The sequence below is a fragment of the Halovenus salina genome (genome assembly GCF_026410925.1).
In the GTDB taxonomy this organism is placed as follows: Archaea; Halobacteriota; Halobacteria; order Halobacteriales; family Haloarculaceae; genus Halovenus; species Halovenus salina.
The window spans coordinates 1,518,712-1,542,244 of record NZ_CP112972.1 but is presented as its reverse complement, the minus strand read 5'-3'; the positions used below and the strand labels follow the sequence as shown (position 1 = coordinate 1,542,244).

Annotated in this window: 25 protein-coding genes and 1 pseudogene; 15 read left to right on the top strand and 11 right to left on the bottom strand. The window is 59.6% G+C overall.

What is annotated here, in order from left to right; all coding sequences use genetic code 11:
- Positions 1-62: 62 nt before the first annotated feature.
- From OSC37_RS07805 to OSC37_RS07795, 3 genes are all read right to left on the bottom strand, one after another.
- The gene (locus tag OSC37_RS07805) at positions 63-416 is read right to left on the bottom strand and encodes a type II toxin-antitoxin system PemK/MazF family toxin (protein ID WP_267164022.1); all 354 of its coding nucleotides are present in this window, start codon (positions 414-416) and stop codon (positions 63-65) included.
- Positions 413-784, bottom strand: a complete 372-nt coding sequence (locus OSC37_RS07800; protein WP_267164021.1) for a MarR family transcriptional regulator — start codon at positions 782-784, stop codon at positions 413-415. Before OSC37_RS07800 ends, OSC37_RS07805 begins: the two co-directional genes overlap by 4 nt.
- A gap of 141 nt (positions 785-925) precedes the next feature.
- The gene (locus OSC37_RS07795) at positions 926-2,092 is read right to left on the bottom strand and encodes an outer membrane protein assembly factor BamB family protein (RefSeq protein ID WP_267164020.1); all 1,167 of its coding nucleotides are present in this window, start codon (positions 2,090-2,092) and stop codon (positions 926-928) included.
- Positions 2,093-2,175: 83 nt separating this feature from the next.
- On the opposite strand from OSC37_RS07795, the gene OSC37_RS07790 reads away from it, so the two are divergent.
- The 3 genes from OSC37_RS07790 (at position 2,176) to OSC37_RS07780 (ending at position 3,901) form a co-directional block, all read left to right on the top strand.
- A complete protein-coding gene (locus OSC37_RS07790) occupies positions 2,176-2,574 on the top strand; it encodes a VOC family protein (protein WP_267164165.1) in 399 nt (132 codons plus the stop codon).
- 66 nt (positions 2,575-2,640) lie between these two features.
- Positions 2,641-3,582 carry a DUF3179 domain-containing protein gene (locus tag OSC37_RS07785; RefSeq protein WP_267164019.1) on the top strand — a complete coding sequence of 314 codons (942 nt, stop codon included), beginning with the start codon at positions 2,641-2,643 and terminating at the stop codon, positions 3,580-3,582.
- A gap of 73 nt (positions 3,583-3,655) precedes the next feature.
- The gene (locus OSC37_RS07780) at positions 3,656-3,901 is read left to right on the top strand and encodes a hypothetical protein (protein ID WP_267164018.1); all 246 of its coding nucleotides are present in this window, start codon (positions 3,656-3,658) and stop codon (positions 3,899-3,901) included.
- A 17-nt stretch (positions 3,902-3,918) separates the two neighbouring features.
- Here OSC37_RS07780 and OSC37_RS07775 read toward each other — a convergent pair whose 3' ends face one another.
- From OSC37_RS07775 to OSC37_RS07765, 3 genes are read right to left on the bottom strand one after another with little or no spacing between them, the layout of a single operon-like run.
- Positions 3,919-4,092, bottom strand: a complete 174-nt coding sequence (locus OSC37_RS07775) for a hypothetical protein (protein WP_267164017.1) — start codon at positions 4,090-4,092, stop codon at positions 3,919-3,921.
- 50 nt (positions 4,093-4,142) lie between these two features.
- Positions 4,143-4,685 carry a CAP domain-containing protein gene (locus tag OSC37_RS07770; protein ID WP_267164016.1) on the bottom strand — a complete coding sequence of 181 codons (543 nt, stop codon included), beginning with the start codon at positions 4,683-4,685 and terminating at the stop codon, positions 4,143-4,145.
- A 42-nt stretch (positions 4,686-4,727) separates the two neighbouring features.
- The gene (locus OSC37_RS07765) at positions 4,728-5,687 is read right to left on the bottom strand and encodes a succinylglutamate desuccinylase/aspartoacylase family protein (RefSeq protein WP_368409572.1); all 960 of its coding nucleotides are present in this window, start codon (positions 5,685-5,687) and stop codon (positions 4,728-4,730) included.
- Positions 5,688-5,909: 222 nt separating this feature from the next.
- On the opposite strand from OSC37_RS07765, the gene OSC37_RS07760 reads away from it, so the two are divergent.
- From OSC37_RS07760 to OSC37_RS07740, 5 genes are all read left to right on the top strand, one after another.
- Positions 5,910-6,197 (top strand): amphi-Trp domain-containing protein, encoded by a 288-nt coding sequence (locus OSC37_RS07760; RefSeq protein WP_267164014.1) that lies wholly within the window; start codon positions 5,910-5,912, stop codon positions 6,195-6,197.
- A gap of 588 nt (positions 6,198-6,785) precedes the next feature.
- Positions 6,786-8,153 (top strand): sodium-dependent transporter, encoded by a 1,368-nt coding sequence (locus OSC37_RS07755; protein WP_267164013.1) that lies wholly within the window; start codon positions 6,786-6,788, stop codon positions 8,151-8,153.
- A 94-nt stretch (positions 8,154-8,247) separates the two neighbouring features.
- Positions 8,248-8,490 carry a DUF7351 domain-containing protein gene (locus tag OSC37_RS07750; RefSeq protein WP_267164012.1) on the top strand — a complete coding sequence of 81 codons (243 nt, stop codon included), beginning with the start codon at positions 8,248-8,250 and terminating at the stop codon, positions 8,488-8,490.
- A gap of 575 nt (positions 8,491-9,065) precedes the next feature.
- Positions 9,066-10,238, top strand: coding sequence for an ABC transporter substrate-binding protein (locus OSC37_RS07745; RefSeq protein WP_267164011.1), 1,173 nt, complete (start codon positions 9,066-9,068; stop codon positions 10,236-10,238).
- On the top strand, positions 10,225-11,154 hold the full coding sequence (locus tag OSC37_RS07740; protein WP_267164010.1) for an NAD(P)/FAD-dependent oxidoreductase: 930 nt from the start codon (positions 10,225-10,227) through the stop codon (positions 11,152-11,154). Before OSC37_RS07745 ends, OSC37_RS07740 begins: the two co-directional genes overlap by 14 nt.
- A 258-nt stretch (positions 11,155-11,412) precedes the next feature.
- Here the strand turns inward: OSC37_RS07740 and OSC37_RS07735 are convergent.
- A pseudogene (locus OSC37_RS07735) lies at positions 11,413-11,535 on the bottom strand (deacylase); the annotation flags it as partial.
- Positions 11,536-11,787: 252 nt separating this feature from the next.
- On the opposite strand from OSC37_RS07735, the gene OSC37_RS07730 reads away from it, so the two are divergent.
- From OSC37_RS07730 to OSC37_RS07710, 5 genes are all read left to right on the top strand, one after another.
- Positions 11,788-12,990 carry an ABC transporter substrate-binding protein gene (locus OSC37_RS07730; protein WP_267164009.1) on the top strand — a complete coding sequence of 401 codons (1,203 nt, stop codon included), beginning with the start codon at positions 11,788-11,790 and terminating at the stop codon, positions 12,988-12,990.
- 179 nt (positions 12,991-13,169) lie between these two features.
- Entirely contained in the window at positions 13,170-14,708 is a 1,539-nt protein-coding gene (locus OSC37_RS07725) for an aldehyde dehydrogenase family protein (protein ID WP_267164008.1), read from the top strand.
- Between the two features lie 110 nt (positions 14,709-14,818).
- Positions 14,819-16,873: a primary-amine oxidase gene (locus tag OSC37_RS07720; protein ID WP_267164007.1), complete on the top strand. Its 2,055-nt coding sequence runs from the start codon at positions 14,819-14,821 to the stop codon at positions 16,871-16,873.
- Between the two features lie 127 nt (positions 16,874-17,000).
- Positions 17,001-17,867, top strand: a complete 867-nt coding sequence (locus OSC37_RS07715; RefSeq protein WP_267164006.1) for a branched-chain amino acid ABC transporter permease — start codon at positions 17,001-17,003, stop codon at positions 17,865-17,867.
- Positions 17,867-18,856 carry a branched-chain amino acid ABC transporter permease gene (locus OSC37_RS07710; protein ID WP_267164005.1) on the top strand — a complete coding sequence of 330 codons (990 nt, stop codon included), beginning with the start codon at positions 17,867-17,869 and terminating at the stop codon, positions 18,854-18,856. Before OSC37_RS07715 ends, OSC37_RS07710 begins: the two co-directional genes overlap by 1 nt.
- Here the strand turns inward: OSC37_RS07710 and OSC37_RS07705 are convergent.
- From OSC37_RS07705 to OSC37_RS07695, 3 genes are all read right to left on the bottom strand, one after another.
- Entirely contained in the window at positions 18,853-19,572 is a 720-nt protein-coding gene (locus OSC37_RS07705) for an ABC transporter ATP-binding protein (protein ID WP_267164004.1), read from the bottom strand. The genes OSC37_RS07710 and OSC37_RS07705 overlap by 4 nt on opposite strands.
- Positions 19,572-20,309: an ABC transporter ATP-binding protein gene (locus OSC37_RS07700; protein ID WP_267164003.1), complete on the bottom strand. Its 738-nt coding sequence runs from the start codon at positions 20,307-20,309 to the stop codon at positions 19,572-19,574. Before OSC37_RS07700 ends, OSC37_RS07705 begins: the two co-directional genes overlap by 1 nt.
- Positions 20,310-20,517: 208 nt before the next feature.
- Positions 20,518-21,741 carry a tripartite tricarboxylate transporter permease gene (locus tag OSC37_RS07695; protein ID WP_267164002.1) on the bottom strand — a complete coding sequence of 408 codons (1,224 nt, stop codon included), beginning with the start codon at positions 21,739-21,741 and terminating at the stop codon, positions 20,518-20,520.
- 111 nt (positions 21,742-21,852) lie between these two features.
- Here OSC37_RS07695 and OSC37_RS07690 point away from each other — a divergent pair, with 111 nt between their 5' ends.
- Together OSC37_RS07690 and OSC37_RS07685 are read left to right on the top strand one after the other, a co-directional pair.
- Entirely contained in the window at positions 21,853-22,140 is a 288-nt protein-coding gene (locus OSC37_RS07690; protein WP_267164001.1) for a DUF7552 domain-containing protein, read from the top strand.
- On the top strand, positions 22,137-22,922 hold the full coding sequence (locus tag OSC37_RS07685) for a DUF7260 family protein (protein WP_267164000.1): 786 nt from the start codon (positions 22,137-22,139) through the stop codon (positions 22,920-22,922). The genes OSC37_RS07690 and OSC37_RS07685 overlap by 4 nt, the downstream gene beginning before the upstream one ends.
- On the opposite strand, the gene OSC37_RS07680 is transcribed toward OSC37_RS07685, so the two are convergent.
- On the bottom strand, positions 22,919-23,488 hold the full coding sequence (locus OSC37_RS07680) for an NUDIX hydrolase (protein WP_267163999.1): 570 nt from the start codon (positions 23,486-23,488) through the stop codon (positions 22,919-22,921). The two genes, OSC37_RS07685 and OSC37_RS07680, sit on opposite strands and share 4 nt — an antisense overlap.
- Positions 23,489-23,533: the final 45 nt, after the last annotated feature.

Below are 23,533 nucleotides of genomic sequence, written 5' to 3'. Positions count from 1 at the left end.
GGACGTTGAGACTACGGTCGAGGGAATCTGTACTACGGAGGAATCTGAACGGTCGAGAGTGGCTACCGCAACTCGTCGACGAGAGTAGTCGTCGCGTTATCGACGACATCATCGGCTAAACGGCCCTGCCAGAAATCGATATCCTCGTGGCTGATTGATTGCACACCCCAGGGAACGATTCGGCTCTCGTCTGGCGTACCGCCACGAAGCCAACTGTCTTCGGGGATCTCGATGAGTCCGTCCATCCATGATTTTGAGGTCAAGGTCAGTGCGATGTACTGATCGCCGTGAAACGGCCGTCCCTCGTGGTTGGAGAGAATAAGCCAGGGCCGAGCGCTCTCCTCACCTTTGAATGGGTCATCACCGTAGACGACATCGCCTCGTTCGAAAATTGGGGTCGCTCTGTCGTTGGTCACTGTTCGTTCTCCACACTTGGATGTGTCTCGCCGGGAGCGTGCTCGCGCCAAGACTCCTTATTCTCCTCGCCGAGTTGGTCGTTGAACAGGGCAGTCGCTCGCTCGTAACCACTATATCCTTCAAGGCGGTCGCTATCGCCGGTTACTGCCCAATATGTGGCTTTGTGTTCAACGAGGCCGCGGTCCTTCAGTCGTGAGAGTGCGGTGCTGACTGCGCCCTCGCCGAGGCTGATCTGGGTGGCAATTTCGCGGGCTTTGAACGCCCGATCTTCGTTGGCGGCGAGAAATCCGAGGACTTGATCAGGCACGGAAAGGTCTTCGAGCTCGTCCTCGCTCGTGTTCTCGAAGGTGTCTCGATCGATAGACATCGTTGAACAGGGGTACGTCATCCGCTGTAAAGAGTGTTAGGAGTGAAATTAACGAAAGCTCTGAAGAAAGAATCACCGTTGACGATGTAGTGGTTCGAGAACCGTATGAGACAGCCAGTCCCAACGTCTGGCTCGCCTGCTCTAGGCACCCAGCGCGGTGACAGCACTGGAGTCGGTCAACAGGAGTGCATTTCCCACCGTGATGACCTCGCCGCGGCCGTCCGTGTCGGCTCGCCACAGCCGCGTCCCGTCGGTGCGGTCGAGTGCGGTCACAGCGCTGTCCTCGGAGACGAGTACTGCGTCGCCGGCGACTGTGGGCGGATGCTTCGCCTCTGTGTTGCGCTCGTATGTCCAGTCCTGCTTGCCGTCTCGCGTGAGTGCGTGTGTCGTCGTCCCTCTGGAAACGTAGATGCGAGAGTCGTCGACGGCCGGTGCTGGCCGCCACGGGTTCTGGTCCAGGAGGTTGACCGCCCACAGTTCTTCGCCGGCGGTATCGAATGCGCGGACGACCGTGTCGGTCTGGACGACAATCAGCCCGTCGTAAACGACCGGACTGGCGGTCACCCGTGGCGTCGACCGCGCCCACGCCGTCTCCCCGCTTTCGGCATCGACAGCTATGACGCCGGTTCGTCCGGAACTCGACCCAAGATACAGGCGTCCGTCGCCGACTGCCGCCGCCTCCGGGAAGGTCCGACCCTCGCCGTCGGTGCTGACCTGGCGGGACCACGTCACCGAGCCGTCGACGACCGACAGCGCGTGGACAGTTCCGCTCCAGTCCGGGAGATAGACCGTCGTTCCGTCGAAGGTTGGCGGCGCGGTCACGCGGGCCTCGATGTCGTACAGCCACTCCTCGTCACCGTAGGGCTCGCTGAACGCGACTAGTCGTCCCCGTTCAGTCTCGCGCTTCCCGCTGACGAGAATGCGGCCTGCTGTGATTGCGGGTGATCCGTTTGGGGATGCCCGGAGCGGGACCTGCCAGCGTTCCGAGCCATTCTCGCCTGAGAGGGCGTATAGTCGATAGCGGTTCCGTGCCCGGTCGGACACCGCATCGGCCGGGACATACACCTGGCCGTCGACGACTGCGGGGGTGCCGGCCCCGCGAACGTCGGACAGCTCGGTCGTCCACACTTCTTTGGGGTCGTCTGGTCCTCCCGAAACTGCGCGGGATTGGGCGACGGTGCCGCCTGCGACCGGCCACTCCCCGTGGAGTTCATCCAGCGAGTCCAACCCTGTCGGACGGGTGAGACAGCCAGCGATGCCAGCAGCGGCGATACCGGCAACTGCCTGTCGGCGCGTGTAAGAGGGCATTGTTTTGTCGCTCGTCACCGGTGGCACAAGTATCTGGTTTCTCCTGCGATGACAATAAGTCGCCGAGGGCCAACTGTGTGAGTATGGATATCGTCGACATCGACCACGTGGCGATTCGGGTGACAGATATCGACCGCGCACTGTGGTTCTATCACGACCTGCTGGGGCTGGCAGTCCGGGACCGCGAGCGATACGAGGCCGGGGAGGTTCCCTACGTCGCCGTCGTCGCCGGCGGGCGACATATCCACCTCGTGCCGACAGATGAGGAAGTCGACCCCAGCGGCGAACACATCTGTCTGCTGGTGCGCTCGGCAGATGTCGACTCCCGACAGGAGCTGACAGACTTGCTTGCCGACCTCAGGGAGGAGGGTGTCGAGGTCGAAGACGGCGAACCCTACAAGCGCTACGGTGCTTACGGCCGTGCCTGGGCGGCCTACGTCCGAGACCCCGACGGCCGCCGGGTCGAACTCAAGCTACACTGACGCGGTCTGTTCCTGCCGACACACACGCAGGCTACTTTCTTGAGGGCGACGGGCGAAGCTCTCCACATGGACGTGATTTCGGTCCTCGACAAGGATGCCATCCCGAGCATCGACGACCCGACATTCGGGGAGGAGTTTGTCGGGACAGCAGACGACGAGGTGCTCGTCCTTGACGGCGAGCCCCCGAAGGCATACCCGATTCGGATTCTCAACTTCCACGAAATCGTCAACGACCGCATTGACGGCGACCCGGTGGCGGTGACGTGGTGTCCGCTCTGTGCGAGCGCCGTCGTCTACGAGCGGACCGTCGACGACCAGGTGTTGAGTTTCGGCGTCTCGGGCAAACTCGCCGACGACGACCTCGTGATGTACGACAGAGAGACGGAATCCGAGTGGAAGCAATCTCTTGGGGAGTGTATTGCCGGCAGCCTCGAAGGGGAAGAACTGACCGTCCGACCAGCACCGATTATCACGTGGGAGCGGTTCCGTGACGACTATCCCGAGGGTGTGGTCCTCCAGCCCGCCACGATGAAAAGCGAGGCCGCCAGCGACGACGACCAGCCGGCTCCAGTCGATTACACTGACGACCCCTACGAGGAGTACTTCGGGAGTGAGGAGTTCGGGCTCGCTGCCCACCGAAGCGGCGAGGGACGCTCCTGGGACCGTGAGGACCTCAGCCCCAAGACCCGGGTACTGGGCATCGAACACGGCGACACGGCGGTCGGCTACCCCGAGACAAGACTCCGCGCCGCGGGCGGTGTCGTCACGGATACGGTCGGTGGGATGGACGTGGTGGTGGTCGCCACAGACGGCCTCCACGCTTTCGAAAACCCGGGATATGAGTTCGCACTTGTCGAGGACGAACTCCGGGCCAACGGGACGGTGTGGGACCCGGCGACCGGCCGCGCAGGCGACGGCCGTCGGCTCAGACGGGTCCCCGCCCAACGGCTGTTTGCGTTCACCTGGCAGGACGACCACGGCCCTGGGGCGTTCTATGAGCCCTCGTGACACAACGTGGCCCCGTGCGGGGTCGTCGCCGGCTTCGACAGTTCTATAAACCAGTGCTGGTGAGTTACAAACGATGATTGACGACAGCAAGAAACCAATCCTGTTCACGGTAATCGTCGCTGGGCTCGCGGCGACGGTGGCGACGCCGCTCTCGTTCATCGTCGGCACAGTCACGCTATTGGCCCTCGGAACAGTCCACGATACTGTCGCCGCTGGCAGCATAATGCCCGGTGTAATCGCCGGAGCCATTACGACGCTGATTTTCGTGACGTACACGAGCTACGCCACGTACAGCTTCAGCAAGGCAAAGTACGCCTGACGCGGCTTGGTCGTCTTTTAATTATCGTTCAGTCTATCCGTTAGCTTGTTGCTCAGGTAGAATCCGAGCATACCAAACGCCGCCGCGGAGATAATAGAGAACGGCGAGAGGTCATAGCCAAGAAGAGAGACAAGCGCTCCCCACAAGAGCAACAGGCCTGTCGTCCAGGCGAGCAGTCGCCAAGTTTCCATACGCAACGGTTGGCGTGACCGCGTATAGGCGTACCGTTCCTGGCGGTCAGTTACGAACAAAATACCTGTGTGATGTAGACAGTGTCCTCGTCGGCGACGACGCCGACGCCCGTCCGTGACCAGTTCTCGGCCACGATGTTCATCAGGTGTCCCGCAGAGTTCAGCCAGGCGTCTACAGTTGTCTCTGCCAGTGGCCCCTCGTGGTTCTGTCGTGGCAGACGGGCGATGTTCTCGCTGACAGCCTGGCAGGCGACACCGGCGCGTGTGACCCGCTGGGCCGGGCCGACGCCGTCGGGTGTCGTGTGGTTGAAAAAGCCGCGGTCGGCCATGTCTCGGCTGTGGTTCTGGGCAACAGCAGTCAGTGTCTCCTCACGCGACAGCTGTGTCAGGTTCCGCTCCGCTCGGGCGTTGTTTATCCCCTCGTGGACGAGTGACGCTGTCTCTGACTCGTCGAGGTCCAGTGACGGAGAGACTCGGTCCCACGCCGGAATCTCTCCCGTGTCGACGACGGCGACGCCACCGACAGCTCCCACTAGGAGACAGAGACAGACTGCAACAGCTCGACGCGACCGAAACAACGCCTGCCAGTCCATACCGATGGTAACGGGCGGACAATAATAAATTGCGTACCGGGCTCAGTACGTGTCGATATCCGTCCCGACAGAGCAGATGTACTCGCCGGAGGCGACCGGCGGGCGGCGACGGGTCCGCCAGAGGATGCCCGATGTATCGGCGGTGACCTCGGTCTTGACGCCGCCGAAGACATTGGTCACGGTAAACAGCGTCGCCCCTCGGGATATCTTCTCGCCGAGGTCGACCTGGAAGTCGACGATGCCACCGACCGGAGAGCCGTACTGCTCGAAGCCGTTGGCGCGGGTCTGTGACCGCATGGTGACGTGACCGTCCAGAAAGTCGTAGTATCGAAGGACGTTGAATACGCCCTCGGTGCCGTACTGGACACTCTCCTCGTCGAAGCCGACCGCGCCGCCGAGTTCCGGGTCGACGGTCGGAATCCCTTCGTCCGGGCCGACGCGGGCAAGCTGTCCGTCGGGCCCTTTCTGGTCGAGGACGTGTCCACAGCCGAACACCTTGGCGAGTTCGAGACAGTCGTCGTGGTGTCGGTGGCGTCGCCCACACCTGACGCGCACCTCGTTTATCATTCGGGAGGTCGAGCCCTGGTGGAGGTCGACAATCAGGTCTGCCCGGCGGGCAGCACCGAACGTCGCCGCGGCGATGCGCTCGGTCGAGGTGCCGTTCTCGTCGCCGGGATAGGTCCGGTTGAGTTTCGTGTCGTCTATCGGGTTGCGATGCTCGCCCCGCTGGAAGGCGTGGTAGTTGGCGACGCCGACGATCAGAATCGTCCCCGAGAGCTCTCGTGGGTCAAGCTGTGGGACAACCCGCTGGAGAACGCCGACGCCGTTGAGCTCGTCGCCGTCGCTTGCGGCCTGCATGTAGAGCGTCTTTCCTGTCTTCGCGCCGTTGATGACCGCTACGGGCAGTGACACAGTACTGCCGTCGCGGGCTTCGCCGACATCCAGTTCACCGGTGGCCATCTCTCCAGGGTCGGCATGCGCCGTACCCAGACGTGTCATTATTTGTAGTGTCGTGTGCACGGTCTTTAGCGGTTCGGTCTCGCGCAGCCATGGCTCGCTTCTCTCGTGTCTCGGCTCGCGTTCGAGTGAGACCAACGACAGGCTATCAACGGTCGGCCGATACAGCCTGCTCGGACGGCTGTCGCCGTCCTCTCTTTCACGCCTGCTCTGGGGTATCAGCCGGGAAAACATACAGTTATCAGCTCGCCCACCCTCTATGGTTGTATGCCCGAAGAAGTACTGTTCAAATCCGAGAGCGACCAGAGCAGAGACGAGATTGCATCATTTCTCCATACCGTCGCCGAGAACCTCAGCGACGGTGCCGATATCACACTCACGTCGGGCGATAGCTCGGTAACGATGGACCCGCCTACACGTCCGACCTTCGAAGTCAAAGCAGAGCGCGAGGGGCCACAGGACGGTCCATACGAGCTGAGCGTCGAGTTCGAACTGGAGTGGGACGAGCGCGATGGCAGCGCGGATAACAACGACGAACCGTTACAAATCGAGTAAGAGTCACGGGCGAGGCGAGATAACTGTGAGCGATCTTCTCGGTCACTGAAACTTGACCGCTTGCAAGTCGGTTACAGAGCGAGTTGAGCGGACGGTCGACCTCCCACTCCTCGAACGACAAACGATGGAACCGTACGGGCTTCCTGGTACACATCCGGGTGTCTATTGGAAGGCAGCAACCGCTGGCGTCTTTGCCGGATGGAGGGTGTCAGCAGAGTCTGTCGGTGCGACGTCAACCGCGAACTTGGGAGTGTGTAAATAGCTGGGCCAAAGAAACAGGGCCATCGGCCGAACAGTTTCCGCGTTATCGAGCAGTCACAGTGTTGTTGGCGGACAACCTTGCCCGCCGAAGTGGTGAGCGACCGAACAGATGTGAGTCAGAACGGCCCGGACAACCACTACGACCAGCAGTCACAGGTGATAACATTCGGTATCATTCGACCGCTTTGATGCGTGAAGCGTCGAAAACTGTACGATACGCGTACTCGGGCCGACGGGCAACTACTGTCGAGACATGGGTTTCGCTGAGAGTCGCGTCGTGGGAGCGAAAGTTCAGCTATTTATTACTCGGTTGTTGAAAACTGGCGTATGTCACAAGATAGCTCAGAGCGTGAACAGTGGTCGACACGGATTGCGTTCATCCTCGCAGCCGTGGGAAGCGCGGTTGGGCTTGGGAACATCTGGCGGTTCCCGTTCATCACCGGCGAAAACGGCGGCGCAGGCTTTCTGCTCGTCTATCTGCTCTTTATCGTCGTCGTCGGCTTCCCCGCGATTCTCGTCGAGTTCGTCATCGGCCGCCACACCGAGCGCAATCCGGTGGGCGCGATGCAGGAAATCGGGCGCGGTGCCTGGCAGTACGTCGGCTGGGTGTTCGTCGTGGCGACCTTTGTCATCATGTCGTACTACAGCGTCATCGCGGGGTGGACCATCCGCTATACGATTCTCGGACTTCAGGACGGCTATATGGCCGACATCGACGCGGCCGCGAGTCAGTTCGGTCAGCTCTCGGTCGGTCTGGAAGCGATGGCGCTACATGGCTTCTTCTTGCTCGGTATCATCGCCATTGTCGGACTCGGTATCCGCCAGGGCATCGAGCTCGCGGTGAAGGTGATGGTGCCGGCGATTATCGCTATTGTCGTCGGTCTCGCGGCCTGGGCTTCTACGCTCTCGGGTGCGAGCGAGGGGTACTCGTTCTATCTCGAACCGGACTTTGGCCGCATCGCCTCGGAGTGGACCAGTATCCTACCCGACGCGGCCGGACAGGCCTTCTTTACGCTCTCGCTTGGGTTCGGTATCATGATAACGTACGCCTCCTACATCGACGAGGACCGAAATCTCGCCGAGGATGGCGCAATCATCATCGGTTTCGATACGGCTATCGCCGTCCTCGTCGGCCTCATCGTCTTCCCGATTCTGTTCACCGCTGGTGTCGACCCTGGTGAGCCAGGCCCCGGCGCAATCTTCGTCAGCCTGTCGGCGGCGTTCGGTGACCTCTCTGTTGGCTGGCTCGCTGGCACTGTCTTCTTCGGAACTGTGATCATCGCGGCGCTGTCAAGTGCCATCAGTCTCACCGAAGTCGTCGTCTCGTATGCGGTCGATGAGCACGGGATGGACCGCCTTCGGGCGACGGTGTTCGTCTGTATGGCGCTGTTCGTTCTCGGGCTTGCACCCGCCTACGACCTGGTCTTTCTCGATCTGTACGACGGATTGATGAACGGTATCCTGCTGTTGCTGGGTGGGTTGCTCATCTCGGTGTACGTCTCCTGGCTCTGGGCTGGCCCCGCTGTCGAAGAGCTGGAACAGGGTGTCGGCGATATCGGCCCGCTCGGGACGACCTGGGTCTGGCTAGTCCGGGTGCCCGTCCTCGCCGTCATCCTCGTCTCGCTGTGGCTCGGTATTGTCGACTACGTCGACTTCCTCACGGGCGACTTCGCGGACTGGCTCGCCGACCTGTAGTCGGGAGCAATCTTCTCGACCACTATCCAGACATAAGCCCGCGAGCTGTGTTTCGACCCAAATGTACATCAGACAACAATTGAACGACTCTGTGATGTCGTCGCGACCACCGACGACAGACTCCGAGACGACACCATTCTGGCAGTTGGACTGGTGTGTGAGTGACGACTCCAACACCGTGGTGTCGACTGACCCGTGGCGCATCGAGGTCTCGATCGCTGCAAATGGTGACACGCTCACTGTCTCTCTCAACGAGACTCTCTCGATCGTCGCGACGGACAGAAGTAGTCTCTCCGTACCGAGTTCGCTGGACGGGCATCCAGGCTCCACGAACTAACTGAGTCTGATACCATTAGCGTTCAAGAAGCGCAAATAGGACGTACTGCGAAGAGATTTCTGAGCTAGCTCAAAGCACAAGCGGCACCAACAACACCCCCATCAGCGTCATGAAACATCTACTAGTAGACCGATTGTCTCATCAGTAAGTATACACTCACTGAACTCTGCTTCGAAAAATCGGGACCTCGCCTAACGAAAAACAGTGTAGCTCAGTGAGTTTCTTCCTTTCTGTCCTGTTCGTTGACCCTAAGTAGTCCGTGTCTGCTATGCAAATAGGACACTAGTGGGCCGTGTGGATATGTTCACGGAGTGCGTCCGGGTCGCCGAACTCGTTGGTCGAGTGAGCCTCATGCCAACGGTGTGTGATCGACTCGGCATCAATCCAGACGCGCCGCCTGACCCAACCACGTTCTACCACTCCTCTGACCGCTACGATGTACATCTGGCTATGTCGCAGTTGACAGCACACTCTTCGAACGCAAGCAAGCCTCCCGCGTTGGTATCGGCAGGTGGTTTTTTAGGCCGACCAAAAAAACGGAAGGATTATCATTATTTAGGCTCGACTAAATCAATATGTCAAAAGACGACACGGCACAGGAGGCACCGACGCGGCGTGACTATATGAAGTACGGCGGCGCAATCGTCGGCGGGGGGCTGATCGCCGGGTGTACCGGAGACAGCACGGATACCGACAACACCGATACCGACAGTCCGACGACCGAAGAGTCAACAGGCGGTGAGACAGACACTCCCGAAGACACGTCGTACTCCGTGACGATGGAACCGGTTGGCACGTTGGAGTTCGAAGAACCACCGGAGACGTGGTTCCCGTTTACCGGCGACTACGCGGACATGGGCGTCGCGCTCGGACAGGGAGACGGGCTCGAAGCGATCGGAGTCGCCTCTCGATTCGGGTCCCACCACTACGATGAACTTTCCGGTGTCTCAGTCGGTGAGCTAACGCCCCTGTACGACGATGGAACTGGTAAGGAGATCTTCTACGAGCTAGACGCGGATCTCCACGTCATCAGTCCGAACTTCATGATCAACCGTCTCGGCTGGAGTGAGGCCGACGTTGAGGAGATCCGCGAGAACGTCGCGCCGTGGTTCGGGAACACGATCTTCACGCAGGTGTACGACTGGCACGACTACCGGCACTACTCGCTGTACGAGGCCTTCGAGAAGCTCGCGGAGGTCTTCCAAGAACGGGAGCGGTACGAGGCATTCAAGACGTATCACGACGAGGTTCTCGACCGGGTACAGTCCCGTCTTCCCGAAGAACCGCCCGAAATCGCCGTCCTCGTTCCCGCTGGGACTCCGCCGGAGTCGTACTACCCCTACCGCGTCGGGGAGGGAACCCAGTCGAAACACTGGCGCGACTTGGAGGTTCGTGACGCGCTGGCCGAAAACGACGTTGTCGATAGCCAGGCTGGTGGCGGAACGATCGACTACGAGACGCTTCTCGACATCGATCCGGATGCGCTCGCCGTTCGGATTGAAGGAGACATTTCGGACGAGTACTTCCGGACGAACGTCATCGAACACCTGCAGAACCACGACGTAGCGAGCGAACTCTCTGCGGTACAGAACGGTCGCGTGTTCTACGCGGGACAGACCTACCAGGGACCGATCATTCATCTCTTCCGGCTGGAGATGGCCGCCCAAGGGGTCTATCCGGACGAGTTCGGTGATGAGGAGCTATTCGACCGCCAGCGGGTTACGGACATCATCAATGGGAACTCCTGAATCAGCATCGGACCACGACGTTATCGTGGTCGGTGGTGGGCCAGCGGGCTGTTCGGCGGGTGTGTTCACTGCACGCTACGGCCTGGATACGGTCATTTTCGACAAGGGGAGTGCGGCCCTGCCGCGATGTGCCTATCTGGAGAACTACCTCGGATTTCCAGCTGGCATCGGCATTGACGACTTTACTGCCCTCATGCACGCCCACGTCAGCGAGGTAGGCTGTAACATTATCGAGGAACGCGTCGAAGCGGTCACACGGTCGGACGCTGGCGAGCGGTTCGTCATTGAGACACAGACCGGAGAGGTACACTCGGGAAAGTATGTAATCGCTGCAGCGTGGTACGATGGCTCGTACCTCCGCGGGCTGGACGATGACGCCATGTTCGAACAGCAAGAGCACCACGGTGAGTCCGAGGAACGCTTCGACCCGGACTACCACGATGAGGACGGCCGAACACCCGTCGACAGGTTGTACGTCGCCTCACCGGCCGGCGCTCGAAGTGCACAGGCTATCGTCGTTGCGGGCCACGGAGCGCACGTCGCCCGATGTCTGTTGGAAGACCACCGAAGAGAGCGCGGGTACTCGGGTGGAGTCGCACCCCACTACGATTGGCTCAGGTCTGACGCTGAGTTTGCGGGCGAATGGGCCGAACGCGACCGCTGGCGCACGTGGTTCAACAGCGAGATGGAAGCCGACCTACCAGAGGATCGATTGGCGGAGCTTCAGGAGGCCTACATCGATCACGCGTTCGATACGCATCGCTCCGACCAGGAGGTCGAGACGGCAACCGAGCGCGGTCTCCGGCGACTGGTCGAGGTTATCGGACCGGATCGGATACTCAATCACGTCGACGACGACCTGATCCGTGAGCGTGGGAAGGAACTCGAAGAGGTGGAGACAACCAATACAAACTGAATGCTACGATACTACGATAATCGGGGGCGGCGACTTCGCTCGCCCACAAACAGCGTTTTTAGCTAACCGAACCGCTTTCCTGGTGAATCGGAAGATCTTCGACATGAACCATCGGCGGTTTCGCGTTTCATCTTCCTAGTTCTGACGGTCGAATCCGACGCAACATAGCGATTCACCAGCGCCTCCAGATTCTATTATAGTGGCCTTGTCTGCTGGTGGTGGGGCCGAAAGTCTTGCTGAGAGGAGACACGTTCTCCGTCTTGTGCCGTTGATGACCGCCACAGGCAGTGACACAGTACTGCCGTCGCGGGCTTCGCCGACATCTAGCTCACCGGTGGCCATCTCTCCAGGGTCGGCATGCGCCGTACCCAGATGTGTCATTATCTGTAGTGCCGTGTGCACGGTATTTAGCGGTTCGGTCTCATCTAGCCGTCCGCATCAATCGTTTTCAACGCCAGCTCACTGATTGCTGACAACTGACCTGGCGAATGTGGCTCCGAGGAGGGTCACCTCACCCGAGCGTGATACAGTAATCATCACGTAGCTTTATATTAGACCAATGATTATAGTAGTATGGTTATGGTTACCAGACGACAATATCTACGACGAACAGGCGCTGCTGGTAGTATCGCTTTGCTTGGCTCGACTGCCGGTTGTTCGGGAATACTCGGCGGTGGGAGTTCGGGCAGTGAAACACTGGGTGTCCTCACGACACTCGACCTAGATGTTGGCAAGGCTACGGTGCGAGGGGCGGAACTCGGCGCGCAGGTGGCAAACGACGAGGGAATCCTCGACAGTGACCTGTCTGTCGAGAGTTCGAACACGGAAGGAACGGCGTCATCTGCTGTCGACGCCCACAACACGCTGGTGAGTCGGCAGGGTGCCGATGCAACCATCGGGACGTTCGCCGAGCAGACGGCCGCCGGAATCATGGACGAAATCGCCGAAACGGAGACGGTTCATCTCAACGTCGGCGCGGCGGCCCCGGCGCTCGCCGGTCAGGTCGCAGAGGACTACGAGCGGTACAAACCCTGGTTCCGTATCGCACCCATCAACGCGGCGTTTTTTGTCGCAGACCTCCTGAATTTTGCCGAACAGTTCGCTGTCGGACAACAGGGATGGGAAAACGCAGTCATATTCCGCGAGGACGCCGCATGGACGGGTCAGGTCGCGCCTGCACTAAAAGACGCTGTAGGCGGGCTAGGCATGTCAATCGAAGACGACATCGTCTTTTCACTGAGTGAGAATAACTTCACCACGTATATGAACCAAATCGATGACACCGATGTCGACTTCATCTTCGGCCTTGTCGCGGAGGCCGGCAAAGGGCCACTGCTGTCCTACGAGGAGTCGGGCGTCGAAAAGCCGATGGTAGGTGATCTGGTGGCGTCACAGTCCCCTCAGTATCTCGCAGATATCAACACCGAGAACTCGAACGTTATCAGCCGGACGTTCACCACCTGGGGGTCACAACTCTCTGATGCCGCACAGGAGTTCGTCGACATGTACGAATCGGAGTACGATTCCCGTCCGACGAAGCCGACGTGGGCCGCATTCGGTTCGTACGTGGCCACACAAATGTACGCACGTGCGCGCTCGGAAGGAGGCGACAGCCTAGACGATACCGTCACCGCGATGGAAGAGGAAACGTTCGAACTCAATCAGACGTACTCGGTGTACGGCCCCGACGAGGAAGCACCAGACGGCAACAGCTACCCACACGATCTAAAGTACGGTCCCGACTTCTTCCAGCCAACGTGGTCGCAGTGGCGGGACGGCGAGCAGGTAACAGTGTATCCAGACAAGTTTGCCAACGCGGAGTTCGAACTGCAATAGTGTTCGGAGCCACAGCAAAGCCAACCGAATCTGGTTCAATATCGCCTCACAACTACTTCGCCGACGATGGCTATCGTGATTAAATTACACCGTTCGTAAAATTAAAAAAGAAAATACAGGAGGGATTAATTGGATGATAGATAGCTTTATGTATTATTCGAGCAGTACTAACTATTACCATGGGAGCAACTGACAACTCCAGTACTACGGTTGACGAAATAAAACAGCGTCACGAGAGCACGGCATCAGATGTCCTCACAGAGGACACGTACGGCCACTACATCGGCGGTGAGTGGGTTGACGCTGACAACGGCGAGACGTTCAGTACAGTCGACCCGACGACAGGGAGCGAGCTGGCACAGGCACAAGCTGGCACCGCAGCAGATATAGACCGTGCCGTCGCGGCCGCCCGGGAGGCATTCGAGCGTGAGTTCGCAGACACACATCCCGATGAACGACAGCGCCTGCTGACTGATATCGCCGAAATTGTCGAGGAGAATCACCAGCGGCTGGCGACAATCGAGGTTCTTGACAACGGTAAGCCAATCGAGGAGGCCATGGGTGACATCGCCCTGGTAGCGGACTTCTTCAGGTATTTCGCGGGCGCTGCGCGGACGGCCACGGGCGAGCAGGTACCGACAGGTGACCTGTTCGACCGCGACAAACATATCTCGACACTCCACGAGCCCTACGGTGTCGTTGGGCAGATTACGCCATGGAACTTCCCGCTGTTGATGGCCACTTGGAAGCTGGCCCCAGCGCTGGCGGCGGGCAACTGCACCGTTCTCAAGCCCAGCGAGGAGACGCCGCTGTCGGTCCTCGAGTTCTGTAAGCTAGTCGATAGTACTGTTCCAGACGGTGTTATCAACGTCGTTACCGGGTACGGCGAGGAGGCGGGCGAACCGTTGACGACCCACGACGATGTGGACAAACTCGCGTTCACGGGCTCGACTGCAGTCGGTAAGGATATCGCTCATAATGCGGCCGACAGCGTCACGCCGACCACACTGGAACTCGGCGGCAAAAGCCCGGTTATCATCCACGAAGATGCCGATCTTGAGCAGGCAGTCGAGACCTGTATGATGGCTATTTTCTTCAACACGGGTGAGTGCTGTGCTGCGGGCTCACGTATTTTTGTCCACGAGAATATCAAAGACGACTTCCTCGAAGCGTTCGCAGGAGCCGCCGAGACGCTCCAAATGGGGGACCCGCTGCTCGAAGAGACCGACCTCGGACCCAAAGTATCACAGGAGCAAGCCGAGCGGACCATGGAGTACATCCAACTCGCCCGTGACGACGACGCCGATGTCGTCGTCGGCGGTGACACCCCAGACGACGACGCCCTCGCCGAAGGGGCGTTCGTCGAACCGACTGTCATCGACAACATCGACCATGACAACGACGCCGTCCAAGAGGAAATCTTCGGTCCGGTCGAAGAGATTTTCACCTGGTCGGAGTACGACGAGATGATTGAGCAGGCCAACGATGTCGACTACGGGCTTGCATCTGGTGTCATTACCAGTAACATCAACAAGGCATACGATACGGCCGAAGACCTCGAAGCTGGGGTCGTCTGGGTCAACCACTACAACGATGTCTCACCCGGGATGCCGTTTGGCGGGTACAAGCAGTCAGGCAACGGCCGCGAGAACGCGATGGAAACAATTCGGGAGTACACACAGACGAAATCAATCAGCGTCAACCTCGGCCCACGCTGACGCTCCGTCAGCGGATCTTATCAGTCACAAGTCGTAAATAAAAATTCTTTTGCGTGCTGAATTTCAGCTTACGTAAGACTTAATATCCGTGTGGGATATTTACACACATCATGGCCGTAGAATCAGACACAAAAGTTGACCACCCTCTGGATCCGCTTCATCCAGATGAAATCGACGCCGCTGGTGACCTATTGCGTGATGCAGACGATTTCACAGACGGCGCACGAATTGTCAAGATTGTCCTGAACGAACCTCCCAAGGACGCACTTGCGGAGTACGAAAATGATGGGACAGAGATCGAACGTGAGGCGTTTGCCGTCATCCGAGACAGCCCGGAACGGAAGACCTACGAAGTAGTGGTATCACTCGAAAAGGAGGAAATCACCTCCGTCGAGCACGTAGAGGGTGCCCAGCCGTCGATTGCCATCGAGGAGTTCATCGAGTGCGAGCAGACGGTCAAGGCACACGAGGAGTGGCAGGCCGCTCTCGAAGACCGTGGTGTAGACAACACCGGCCGAGCGATGGTCGACCCCTGGTCGGTGGGGTACGATTTCATCCCTGAACACATCGATCGGGACCGTCGTCTCGCACACGGGCTGACCTACGTCCGACCGAGTGCTGACGACGGTGACGAAGGGTACGCGAAACCAGTTACCGGGCTACACGTCTACGTCGACCTCGACGAGATGTCAGTCGTCGAGGTCGTCGACAACGGCCCCCCTGACGAGGAGAACCCGCTTCCTCCGGAGGAGATGGCGTACCGGGAGGAGGACATCGACTTGCGCGACGACATCAAACCCTATGATGTTGTCCAGCCCGACGGCCCGTCCTTCGAGGTCGACGGACACAAAGTGGAATGGCAAAACTGGGAGTTCCGTGTCGGCTGGACCCAGCGAGAAGGGCTCGTCTTGCATAACGTCGGCTACAACGACGACGGCGAGTTCCGGAAGATCCTCCACCGTGCGTCGATGGCGGAGATGTCGGTTCCCTACGGAACGCCCGACCAGAACGACCGCTTCAAGAACGCGATGGACGCCGGGGAGTACAACATCGGCCGGATGGCTAAATCCCTCGAAAAGCGGTGTGACTGCCTGGGGTACATGCATTACTTCGACGCCGTGATGAATACGATGGACGGCGACGTCAACGTGCTTCCCAACGCTGTCTGCATGCACGAGGAGGATTACGGCCTGCTCTGGGAGCGCTCGGACTGGCGCACTGAAAGCGCCGAGTCACGGCGGAACCGCCGTCTGGTCGTCTCGTTTATTGCTGCTGTTGGTAACTACGACTACGGGTTCTACTGGTATTTCTACCAAGACGGCTCCGTCCAAGTGCAGGTCCGTCTGACGGGTATCGACAACGTCTCTGCGGCCCCGAAAAATAAGGATGTCAAAGGATACTCGGAGCTTGTTGCGCCACAGCTGAAGGCCCCAATCCACCAGCACTTCTTCAATTTCCGGCTGGACTTCGACATCGACGGGGCCGACAACAACGTCTACGAGGTCGAAAACGAGACGGTCCCAACCGGGCCACAGGGCTTTAGCCCGCACGCGGACCCCTCGGGGGACACGCCGAACCCCGGTGGCAATGCCTTTTACGCCGACGAGCGACAACTCGAGAGTGAACAGGAAGCACAGCGGCTTATCAACCCGCTGGAAGGTCGCTACTGGAAGGTCACGAATCCGAACAAGACGAACCGACTGGACAACGAGGTCGGCTATCGCATCGAAGCCTACGAGAACGTCAAGGCCGCCCAACAGGAAGACAGCAGTGTGATGCGGCGGTCCGGGTTCGTAAATAATCACCTTTGGGTGACGCCACATGACGAAGAGGAGATGTTCCCGGCTGGCGACTACCCCAACCAGGCAGAGGGTCCCGAAGGCCTTCCCGTCTGGACGGAAGCAGACCGGGACCTCGACAACGAGGACCTCGTCGTCTGGTACACGCTCGGCAAGAACCACGTCACACGCCCGGAGGACTGGCCGGTGCTCCCGGTGCAGATGGCAAACGTAAAATTCACCCCCGACAACTTCTTCGACCGGTCGGAGGCACTCGACGTGCCGCCGGAGCACGCTATCAACGAGGGACACACAATTCCGTCGCGTGACGAGTTCGACGACGAGACGCCACAAAGTGTAGACGGTACCGCGGGAGACGACGACTAAGGAGGACACGCTTCTCTTAAACCAGGAATATCCTACTTTAATTCCTCACTATGACCATACCACATAGATCGACCGCTCTTTGCACGCGACAATCAGTTGGCTGGCCGGAGAGTGGTCCTCGATAACCATGGCTGTCGATCCAGTTACCGTGTTACTGCTTGGCACTGCCGTTGGCTCTCTGTATGCGTTGCTCTCGGTCGGGCTGACGCTCGTCTACGCGATTGGTGGCATCGAAAACCTCGCCCACGGGTCGTACGTTATGATCGGCTCGTACGCGTACTTCCTCGGAGTGACAACGCTCGAACTGCCGCCAGTCGGCGGCATGGCGCTCTCTATCCTCGCAGGCATCGCCGCGGCAGTCCTCACGTGGAAGGGAATTGTCGAACACATCATGGACAACCCAGTCGCGGTCTTTATGATCACGCTGATACTCGCACTCGCTATCGAGGAGGTGTTCATTATTCAGTTCGGCACGAACCCCGAACTCTTCGAGCCGATTGTATCGGGGTCGACCGAGATTGCAGGCACCTCGATCACCAACAACCTCGTCGCTGCGACGATTACGTCGTTGCTCTGTTTGAGCGGGCTGTACGTGTTCGTGACAAAGACGTATACCGGTCGGAGTATCGTTGCTGTCGCACAGAACCGCCGCACTGCCGAAGCTGTGGGTATCAACACCGACAGGACGTACCTGCTGGTATGGATTATCGCCGGTGCGTTTGCTGGTCTCGTCGGGATGTTTTATGGGTCATACACGACAATTAGTCCCCACATGTGGGTGTTCCCCTTGATTTACTCGTTCAGCATCGTCGTCGTCGGTGGCCTCGGGTCAATCAAGGGAACTGCCGTGGCTGCGTACCTCATTTCGTTTGTCGAAATATTCACTATACAGGTCAACCCGCAATTCAAGGGCATCCCTGCACTGGTGGCGTTGCTGGTCATCATCGTACTCCGTCCACAGGGGCTTTTCGGCCGTGAGGAGGTGGAGGCGTAATGTCAGACGCCTCTACTCGGCTCACGGAGACAGTGACGCCAACCCGTCTTGGCTGGCTCGCATTTATCCTATTACTGGCTGTTGTCCCGGCGGTCACCGAGCGGTTCTGGCTTCAGACGTTTGTCCAGGCCAATATTTTCGCTCTCTTCGTTCTGAGCTGGAACCTCATTTCCGGGCAGACGAGCTACATCAGCTTTGGCCACTCTTTCCTTATTGGTGTGGCTGCGTACACGACAGCTATCCTCGCCGCCGAGCACGGCGTCTCGCCGGTCGTGTCTGCCAGTGCGGGCATTGGACTCGCTGTGTTGGCTGGCACACTCGTGTTCTTGCCGACGCTTCGACTGAAAGGCGTCTACTTTACATTCGTCTCGCTGCTGCTCCCGATTATCGGTGAACGGGTGACCATCGCGCGGTCCGACCTGACTGGCGGCGAGCGTGGAATTGTCGGCGTGCCGCAGTTTGTCGACAGCCTGGCTGCTAACTACTACCTCTCGGCGGTATTACTTTTCGCCACTGCATACGGTACCTGGTGGCTCGTCCACTCGAAGTTCGGTGAGGTGCTGGCGATGATCCGCCAGGACGAGGAGTTGGTCGAAACGAGCGGTATCAATCCAGAGAAGTTCAAATTCGTCGCCTTCGTGTTGAGTGCGTTCGTCGCTGGCGTTGCTGGCGTCCTGAACGTCCACTACGTCGGGACAGCGACCATTGGCTCGGTACTCGCACTCCCGCTCTCGATTAACATAGTCATTGCTGCTGTCATCGGCGGTCGCGGTTCCGTCCCAGGCGCTATCGCGGGTGCCTGGTTCTATATTTTCTTTAATGCGTCCGTCCGTCCGTTTACCGAGGCACCGGTTCGGCTGTTGTCGTTCTATATTGTGGGCATACTCGTCATCGGTCTCTTCCCAGCGGGGGTTGTTCCAACGGTTCGGCAGGCCGTCAAACGCCTTCGTGATGACGGGATAGATGCTATCCCCACCCGGGCCGACTAGGTCGCTTCGGTCGAAGACATCCCGAAGAACGTCTGGCTCACGTAATCGTCTTCTCGTAGCTGAGCGGGCGATCCGCTTCGGACGATCTCACCAGTTTCCATGAGGATCACGCGGTCGGCGTGTTTGAACCCGAAGTTGACGTTCTGTTCAACGAGGAGAATGCCGAGATCACGTTTACGCAGGCGGTCTATGGCCTCTGCGATGTCGTCAACGACAACCGGTGCCAGCCCGAGCGTCGGTTCGTCGAGTACTAACAGGTCAGGGTCAGACATCAAAGAGATACCGATTGCGAGCATCTGTTGCTGTCCGCCACTGAGGGTGTCTGCGCGCTGGTCTGTCCGTTCCTCCAGAATCGGGAACAACTCGTAGACCGTTTCGAGATGCTCTTTTACTCGACTCTGCTCTAAATGGCCGCCGAGGAGGAGATTCTGCCGGACAGACATGTACGGGAATATGTTTTCTTCCTCTCTGCAGTACGAAAGACCCATTTTTGCGAGCGCGTCTGCGCTCATTTCCTTGATAGAGTCTCCCTTCAGAGTTATATCACCACGCCAGTCCGTGTAGTTGACCAGCGACTCAAGGATGCTGGTCTTGCCCGCTCCGTTCGGTCCAACGATGCTAACCAACTCCCCAGGGTCGACACTGAAGGAGACTTCGTTGACAACCTGTGACTTTCCGTAGAACACCGCCAGGTCCGAGACATCGATGAGACTCATCAGGCCACCCCCGAACTCTCGCCGAGGTAGACCTCACGGACGGTATCGTTGGCAACAACCTCGTCGGAGTCTCCCTCTGCGATTTTCTGTCCGAAATTCAGCACGATGGCGCGGTCGACAAGCGGCATCAGTACTTCCATTACGTGGTCGATCAATAAAAGGGTCAGGCCCTCGTCGCGTAGCGTCTCGATGAGGTCGGCCAACTCTCGCGCCTCTTCGGTCGTGATTCCGGCGAACACCTCGTCACACAGAAGCACATCTGGGTCGGTGGCGAGGGCCTTTGCGATCTCCAGTCGCCGCAGTTCCGCTGGCGTGAGCTTACTCGGATACACTGCCGCTTGGTCCGATAGTCCTGTCCGCCGTAGAATCTCCTCGACGGACGTATCGCCGGACTCCGTCGTCGTATCCAGTAGGAGGTCGTTCGAAAGCGTACACGACGCGATGTTTTCTCTGACAGTAAACTCCTCGAAGTGTCTGGGGCTCTGGTAGGTCCGTCCCAATCCTTCTCTCACTCGTTCGTGCGTCGGGACGTGCTGGATTTCTTCCCCACTGTATGTGATCACGCCATCGGTCGGTTCAAGATCCCCCATGATGAGATTAAATGTCGTCGACTTGCCCGCCCCGTTCGGGCCGATTAGGCCAATAATTTCGCCATCCGAAACAGAAAATGAAACGTTGTCGACGGCTGTCAAGCCCCCAAACCGTTTTGTCAAATTCGAGACGCTGAGTAGTGACATCGTATCTATCAATGTGTGTGGATAGATAATATAGTTCATGGTTGTCTTACTCACACACAGTATCGCCGGTACGAGAGTCAATTAAAATATAATTAAGCGAGCCGTCCGGTTCATGCTCGGGAGTCGGCCGACGACACGTCAGACTAATCGAAGACGACAGTTGCCAATTGAGGAACCAGTATCAAAGCTCGCAGTGGTCTGAGCTAGATTACAGCGCAAGCGGCACCAACAACACCCCCATCAGCGTCATCCGCCGCGAGCCAAAGCGTGCCGGAATCAGGCCGACGACGGTGCTGACGGCAAAGACGACGAGCCCGACGACGCCGGTAAAAGCCGCGACGAGTACACAGAGGAACCCGAGCACACCAACCGACAGCCACCTGTTGTCGACCGCACCGACGAGTTCGAGGTAGCGGTCTCCGACCAGAAGGACGAGGATGAAGCCAATAGCGGCCGCGATAGCGATGCTCCCGAGCAGTATCGGAAGGTTGTGTGGCACGTTCGTGTTCTCGACAGCGACGAGCACGCCAGTTCGGGGTGACCCGAGCGCGACGAGTGCAAACAACGCGAAGACGCTGTTCGCTGTACTGACGCCGCTGGTGGCGACAACGAAGGCCCGCGGCCCGCGTTGAGGGAGTACGACCATCGCCGCACCTGCCGCGATCGCCGCAGAGATACCAGGCAGGTAGCCGACGAACGCGCCACAGAGTGTTCCCACGAGGCCGACACCGACAACGAACCGCCGCGAGGTCGTCACCCGTGTGTCGTCTTGGGGAGGAACACCCTCACCGTCGAGGGCCTCGATGAGAATCGGTGCGCCGAACAGCCCGGCGAACAGTGGCGCGAGCATGTTGCCAGCGGGCAAGACGCCGCCTGTCGGAACGTCGAGGGTGAGAACGCCGAGCGCACCGCTGAGGACAAGCGACAGCGCGCCGCCAAGCCGGGCAACGAGCGTCCGCTCGGTGACGACGAGCAGGAGTGCGACCACGCCGAGGACAACCGAGATATTCGCCGCGATTGTCGGATAGAGCCGCTCCATGCCGAGCGTAATTGGGACCGCAAGCGGCACCGCGAAGCCAACCGCGAGCGCGCTCCCGAGTGCCGAGAGCCGGAGCGCCTCGTGACCTCTCCCTTCGAGGACGAGCTGGTGGCCCGGCAGCGCGGTCGGAGCCATCGCTGGGTCCGGGACGCCCAGCGCCAGCGCGGGAACGATGTCGAGAAACGTGTGTGTCACCCCCGCCGCGAGCATCGCTGCACCCACATACAGCGGTTCCGCCGGGACAGCAGGGGCGACGCTGGCGAGCAGGAGTGCGAAGTTGTTCGCGTGCAGACCAGGAATGAGGCCGCTGACGGTCCCCAGTGAGATACCGCCGAGGACGAACACCAGTGCGGTGACTGTCGTTACCGGCGCAACGCCGACTGCGGGGTCCATCGCGGCAAACTGGCGCGTACCCCAATATAAACCTCTGGACCGACTGTATCCTGTGCAATGTTTTAGGCACACCTAAAGGTATAAGTCACTCCGTGTTTTAGGCTTGCCTAAATGATCGAAACGCCGCTCACCGATATCAGGGCAAACATCGAAGCACTGTCTAGCGACTCAGGAGAGTACTATCTCGTCTGTGCGCGGACGGGCGAGCAGCCGGTGCCGGCAGTCGGCCGGCGGTTCGATTCGCGCGAACAGGCCCGTGCCGGCGCACGGGCGACCGAGAAGTACCGGGATGTACTCCGCCGATACGACCCACAGCTCGCCTGTCACGATATCATCGTCTGTCAGGACCAGGACCACCCCGAGCGAGAGGTCACCGCCCTGCGGGGTGAGCCCGCGTGACGACACCTGTCCAGCGGGCGCTCGGGCGGGTCGAGGACGAGAGAGAACACGTCCGGAAGCTACGGGACGGCTTTGACGGGTTCGAGCGCGAGGTCCGACAGCTCTCGCCGGTCTCACCCCGGAGCCACCGGCAATCGGGCGGGGTCGCGGCCGGCGGAGCCGTCACCGCACAGTCGCTTGCTGGACGTGCGAGCCGCGACCACTGTGGGCGAATTCGCGAGTTGTTCGCTGACCACGTCCAGGCGCTCGTCCGGGTCGGCGACGAATCGCTACTTGAGACGGTCCGTGGCGAACTTGGTGACCGAGTTGCACTGGCGCTCGCGCCGACCACCGACACCAGCTTCACCGAGCCGATCAAGTCCCAGCTACTGTCGGCGACAGCACAGCGACAGACAAAACTTGACGCGATGGAGCGTGCACTTGGTGCCGAGGCGGACTCACTTCGGCGGACTGTCGAGGCGACCCCGGCTATCGAGGACTGTCTCGACCCCGCCGACAGGCGGCCGTTGCTGTCGCTTGGATTCGCCGAGCTCCGGGAGCGCCACGAGGCACTCCTGTCCTGTGAGCGCCGTCTGGAACAACTGGTCGAGTCACGACAGCAGCATCTCCAGGCGGCCACGGGGGCCGACGCGACGGTTGGCCTGACCCACCACTCGCTGACTGACTACCTGTACGACATGCTGCCGACGACGTACCCGGCACTGTCGACTCACACCGAACTGCTCGAGTTCTGTAGGGAACAGCAGCGGGCGGTCCGTGACCACCTCACTCGTCGAGTCTAGCGGTTCTCGAAGTCTCTGCGCATCGCAATTTCGAACCAGGGACAGAGGCGGAGCTGGCGGTACCACCGGGGGTGGTGATAGAGCCGCTCGTAGGGGACCCACATGACGCCGCCGACCTCTTCGGGGTCTGGCTCCAGACGGGTGTCGGTGAGCGTGGCCTGCAACACGGCACAGACCTCGTGTTCGACACCTTCGTCGTGATAGTAGCGTTTGTACTCGAAACGGTCGGTCACCTGCAGGTCGTCGTACTGGTCTGGACTCACGCCGAGTTCCTCGTCGAGGCGCTCGGTCGCCGCCTCGGCCTGGCTCTGTCCCGCGACCGGGTGCGAGGCGACGGTGCCGTCCCAGTGGGTGTCCCAGAGACGCTTGTCCGGGCTCCGCTGGGCGAGCAGGATGTGCCCACCCTCGTCGAACAGCAGCGTCGTGAACGCACGATGGCGAACGCCCTCGCCGGTGTGTGCGTCGAGTCGGTTGACCTGGCCTTGCTCGTTGTCGTCGGCATCGACCGCGATAACGTCCTGCCGCGCGTTCTCGTGGGTGTTCTCGTCCCCTCGCGTGTCGCTCATCAGTTCACCACTAGTCCAGCCGCTTAAAAGTGTCTTCGGAACGGA